Here is a 4,385-nt window from a genome sequence, read left to right on the forward strand (position 1 = left end):
TCACCACCGAGATCGACCGGGTGCTCCGGGACGACCGGGTCGAGGCCGTGCTTCTCCTCACCCCGCCGGCCAGCCATGCCGAGCTCGGTGCGGCCGTGCTGGCAGCGGGCCGCAACCTCCTGATCGAGAAGCCGGTCGGCCTCGACACGGGTACGGCCGTAGCGCTGGCCGAGCAGGCGGCGCGGGTGGGCCGTCAGGTGGGCGTGGTGCTGCAGCACCGCTTCCGCCCGGCGGCGCAGGCGCTGGCGGCCGCCATTGCCGGTGGCGGGCTCGGACCCCTGTGCGCCGGCCAGTGCCAGGTGCCGTGGTGGCGCCCCCAGGCCTATTACGACGAGCCCGGGCGCGGCACCCTCGCCCGGGATGGCGGCGGCGTGCTGCTCACCCAGGCGATCCACGTCCTGGACGTGTTCCGCGCCCTGGTCGGCACGGTCGACGTCCAGGCGTCGATCGTCACCACCACCGGCCTGCACCGCATGGAAAGCGAGGACCATGTGGTGGCGCTGGCCAGGCTGGGCGAAGCCAGCGCCCCGGGCACGATCCTCGCCAGCACCGCCTGCTATCCGGGCTTTCCCGAACGGATCGAGCTGGTGTTCCGCCATGCCACCGCGCGGCTGGAGGGCGGTTGCCTCGACCTGTACCATCATGATGGCCGCCATGAGCAGTTCGCCGGTGCTGTCGCCAGCGGCGGCGGCGCCGATCCCATGGCGTTCAGCCACGAGGCCCACCGCGCGCTGATCGCCGACTTCCTGGATGCGCTGGACGAAGACCGGGTGCCAAGGGTGGGCCTGCCCGACCTGATCGCCACCCGCCGCCTGATCGACGCCCTGCTCCGGCCGTGACGGCGGACAGGATTCCGGCCAGAATGAGCGGCACCGTCTCGGGTTCGTTTCGTAAATTCCGCATCGTCCCCTGTGCCTCACCGCTTGGTCACGAGCGACGTCACCGCCCCCGACTCTAGCAGATTCTGGGCCTGCTTTCCCAGGAAGCCGCAGTGCAGCGTGTGAACTGAGCCTGCGTGTCGTCGCTCACGACGCCGGGCCGCTCGCCAACCCGAGACGGGATGCCGGCAACGCGCGCCGCCGTCCGAAAAGCCCTGGCCTCTCGTCGAGCACCATGCTCTGGTCCGGCGCATGGAATTCAGCCTGCCCATCGGTGACCGCACCATCCGCTTCGACTGCCCGAACGACACCGTGCTCGGGCGGGCGAAATGGCTCCTGCAGAAGGAGCCCGGCACCATCGCCTGGCTGGACCGGATGGCGCCGGACGAGGTGCTGTGGGACATCGGCGCCAATATCGGCGTCTATGCCCTCTATGCCGCGATCATCCGGGGCTGTCGGGTGCTGGCGTTCGAGCCGGCTGCCGCCAACTATTTCGGCCTGAACAGCAACATCGTGCTGAACGGGATCGACGGGCAGGTGCAGGCCTACTGCCTGGCGCTGGACCGGGCAGCCAAGCTGGATGCCATGCAGATGCGCGACCACCTGGTCGGCACGGCACTGCACACGTTCGGCGAGGCCAGGGACTACAAGGGCGAGTGCTTCACCCCGGCCTGGCGCCAGGGTGCCATCGCGCTGTCGATCGACATGCTGGTGGACGCGTTCGGCGCCACCTTCCCCAACCACGTCAAGATCGACGTGGACGGGCTCGAGACCGCGGTGGTCCAGGGCGGGGCGCGGACCTTCGCCGACCCGCGCCTGCGCTCCGTGCTGGTCGAGGTCGACCTGAACGACCAGCGCGAGGTCGGGCAGATCGCACAAGTCCTGGAAGCGGGCGGACTGGTGCGCGATGACGATGTGCCGGGCAACCATGTCCGTGCCGTCGAGGGCACCCGGATCTTCAACCTGGTCTACCGGCGGGCCGGCAGCGCCGCCACGGGACCCCGTCCGGCCTGAGCCAAGGGTTTCCAGGAAGGAGATGCACCTTGCCGGCGACGATCCGTCCCTATGCACCAGGGGATGCGCAGCTGCTGGCCGCGCTCTATCTGCGCTCGGTCCGTGAGCTGGGGTCGCGCGACTACTCGGCGGCGCAGGTGGCGGCCTGGGCATCGCTCTGCCCTTCTCCGGAGCGGCTGCATGCGCTCAGCGGCGACGGGCGCACGCGATTGGTCGCGGTGGATGGGGCCGACCTGCCCGTCGCGTTCGCCGACCTGGAGCGGGACGGCCATATCCACTTCTTCTATGCCGCACCGGAGGTGGCCGGGACCGGGGTTGCCCGGCTTCTCTATGCCGAGCTGGAGCAGGTGGCCCGGGCGCAGCATCTGACCCGGCTCCATGCCGAGGCCAGCGAGCGGGCGCACCGGTTCTTCCTGCGCCAGGGCTTCGAGATCACCGCGCGGCGGGAGTTCAGCGTCGCCGGCGTGCCGATCCACAACTATGCGGTGGAGAAGCGGCTGGACGAAGCGGCGGCTGCGCCGGCGGGTGGCCGGCCCTAGAGCGCGTCCTCCTCCTTGTCGCGGTGCAGGGCGCGGCGCTCCATGCACTTGTCGAACTCGTAGGTGTCGGGCGGGAAGCCTTCGCGCACGCAGGCCTTGTGGTCCTCGCGCGCCTCCGTGCGGGCGTTGCAGCCGACGAGCGGCAGGGCCAGCAGGGCGAGCAGCAGGATCCGGGCAGGCATGGGCGACTTCCTCCAGAGGAGCAGGGACCCGTGTTCAGGCCCGGCCGGATCGGACTATGAATGCCGGAGCCGGGTCGGCAAGGTGTGTCGCCGTCGCGCCCGGTGCCACGGGACGGCATCAGCCATCTTTCGTGGCCGGCCTGCAGGAGGAAGCGCGCGCGATGAGCCTGGTCGACAGCAGCGGGGCGCCGACCCTCGCCGACATCATCCACCCGACCGACCTCACCCTCCTGAGCGAGACCGCGTTCGCTCATGCGCTGGCCCTGACCCTGGCCTGCAAGGGCCATCTCGCCATCGTCCATGCCGGGGACCCGGAGGCCGACCAGGACCCGGACTGGACCGGCTTTCCCGGCGTGCGGTCCTTGCTGTCGCGCTGGGGCCTGGTCGACCGGGCGACGCCGCGCAGCGCCATTGCCGATGCGCTGGGCATCCGGGTGTCGAAGAAGCTGGTGCCCGGCAGCGACCCGGTGGCAACGCTGGAGCAGTTCGTGGACGAGCATGGCTGCGACCTGCTGGTGCTGGCGACCCGCGCCCGGGATGGCCTGGCGCGGCTGCTGAGCGGCTCGGTCGCCGAGGAACTGACGCGCCGCACGGATGTCCCGGCCCTGTTCCTGCCGCCTGAAGGGCAGGGCTTCGTCGATGCCGGCACCGGCCGGGCGCGGCTGCGCAACCTCCTGGTGCCGGTGGACCACGCGACCCCGCAGCACGAGGCGGTCGAGACCGCGTTCGGCCTGGCCGACCTGCTGGGCTGCCCGGACGCGCTGGTCCACTTGCTCCATGTCGGCCCGGCCGACCGGGCGCCCACCGTGGCGGTGGCACCCGGGCAGGAGCAGAGGCTGCGCCGGGCGAGTGCCGAGGGTGCCGTGGTGCCGGGTATCGTCGCCACGGCCGGGCGGCTCGATGCCGACCTGATCGTGATGGCCACCCATGGCCATGACAGCTTCCTGGACGGGCTGCGCGGCAGCACCACCGAGCAGGTGCTGCGCCAGGCCGGCCGGGCGGTGCTGGCCCTGCCGGTGCTGTAAGCGGGACGCTGCGGAACGCGGCCCTGCCTGGACGGTTGCCTCGCCAGGCCCGGTGCGGCCGAGCCGCCGGCCGGGGATCTGGCAGAGGAGGCAGCCCATGTATCTTGCCCGGTTCTCCTATGACGTCATGCCGGTGGATCGCCAGCGGGCGATCGAGTTCATCCAGCGCGAGCTGGAGGCCGCGCGGAAGAACGGGCTGAACGCGCGCCTCCTGATCCCGCTGACCCGCGGCCCGGGCGGGCCGGCGCTGCAGTTCGAGGTGGAGCTGACCAGCCTGGACCAGCTCGACCAGTTCCGCAGCCGCGGGGTCCACTCGGACCAGGAAACCGGCGACTGGATGCATGCCTTCAGCGAGATCCTGACCGCACCGCCCGAGGTCGAGCTGCTGCGCGTGGGCTAGACCGGCCGGCATCGCCAGCGCTAGTCGGTCGCCTGGCCGGGAAGCGGCCGGCCGGGAGAGGAGACGCGTGATGGACCCATTCTCGCTGGCGGGACGGACCGCCCTGGTGACGGGCGGCAGCCGGGGGATCGGCGGGGCGATCGTCGAGCTGTTCGCCCGGCACGGTGCGAAGCTGGCCTTATGCCATTACGGCGACGAGACGGGTGCCGAGACCCTGTGCCGGAAGCTGGCGGGCCAGGGCTTTCAGGCTTCGGCCACCGCCTGCGACGTGGCGAACGAGGACGAGGTGGCGGCGCTGGCGGCCTGGGCGCGGGCCGAGCTGGGCCAAGTCGACATCCTGGTCAACT

At 71.3% G+C, this 4,385-nt stretch carries 7 protein-coding genes; 6 read left to right on the top strand and 1 reads right to left on the bottom strand.

The window, feature by feature from the left end; translation table 11 throughout:
- The 3 genes from VNS22_RS26125 to VNS22_RS26135 form a co-directional block, all read left to right on the top strand.
- A partial coding sequence (locus VNS22_RS26125; RefSeq protein ID WP_325737781.1) for a Gfo/Idh/MocA family oxidoreductase occupies positions 1–839 on the top strand: 839 nt, incomplete at its 5' end.
- A 291-nt stretch (positions 840–1,130) separates the two neighbouring features.
- Positions 1,131–1,892 (top strand): FkbM family methyltransferase, encoded by a 762-nt coding sequence (locus VNS22_RS26130; protein WP_325737783.1) that lies wholly within the window; start codon positions 1,131–1,133, stop codon positions 1,890–1,892.
- 29 nt (positions 1,893–1,921) lie between these two features.
- Positions 1,922–2,431: a GNAT family N-acetyltransferase gene (locus VNS22_RS26135; RefSeq protein WP_325737785.1), complete on the top strand. Its 510-nt coding sequence runs from the start codon at positions 1,922–1,924 to the stop codon at positions 2,429–2,431.
- On the opposite strand, the gene VNS22_RS26140 is transcribed toward VNS22_RS26135, so the two are convergent.
- Positions 2,428–2,613 (bottom strand): hypothetical protein, encoded by a 186-nt coding sequence (locus tag VNS22_RS26140; RefSeq protein WP_325737787.1) that lies wholly within the window; start codon positions 2,611–2,613, stop codon positions 2,428–2,430. The genes VNS22_RS26135 and VNS22_RS26140 overlap by 4 nt on opposite strands.
- Positions 2,614–2,774: 161 nt before the next feature.
- On the opposite strand from VNS22_RS26140, the gene VNS22_RS26145 reads away from it, so the two are divergent.
- The 3 genes from VNS22_RS26145 to VNS22_RS26155 form a co-directional block, all read left to right on the top strand.
- On the top strand, positions 2,775–3,638 hold the full coding sequence (locus VNS22_RS26145) for a universal stress protein (RefSeq protein ID WP_325737789.1): 864 nt from the start codon (positions 2,775–2,777) through the stop codon (positions 3,636–3,638).
- Positions 3,639–3,735: 97 nt separating this feature from the next.
- Positions 3,736–4,038, top strand: a complete 303-nt coding sequence (locus VNS22_RS26150; RefSeq protein ID WP_325737791.1) for a hypothetical protein — start codon at positions 3,736–3,738, stop codon at positions 4,036–4,038.
- A 70-nt stretch (positions 4,039–4,108) separates the two neighbouring features.
- On the top strand, positions 4,109–4,385 hold a 277-nt coding region (locus tag VNS22_RS26155), incomplete at its 3' end, for an SDR family NAD(P)-dependent oxidoreductase (RefSeq protein ID WP_325737793.1).

This window comes from Geminicoccus sp. (assembly GCF_035556675.1).
Lineage (GTDB): Bacteria > Pseudomonadota > Alphaproteobacteria > Geminicoccales > Geminicoccaceae > Geminicoccus.

What these genes read in the sequence shown, in the direction of transcription:
- VNS22_RS26130 (WP_325737783.1), top strand. Translation starts at nt 1,131, where the DNA reads ATGGAATTCAGCCTGCCCATCGGTGACCGCACCATCCGCTTCGACTGC.
- VNS22_RS26140 (WP_325737787.1), bottom strand. Translation starts at nt 2,613, where the DNA reads ATGCCTGCCCGGATCCTGCTGCTCGCCCTGCTGGCCCTGCCGCTCGTC.
- VNS22_RS26145 (WP_325737789.1), top strand. Translation starts at nt 2,775, where the DNA reads ATGAGCCTGGTCGACAGCAGCGGGGCGCCGACCCTCGCCGACATCATC.
- VNS22_RS26150 (WP_325737791.1), top strand. Translation starts at nt 3,736, where the DNA reads ATGTATCTTGCCCGGTTCTCCTATGACGTCATGCCGGTGGATCGCCAG.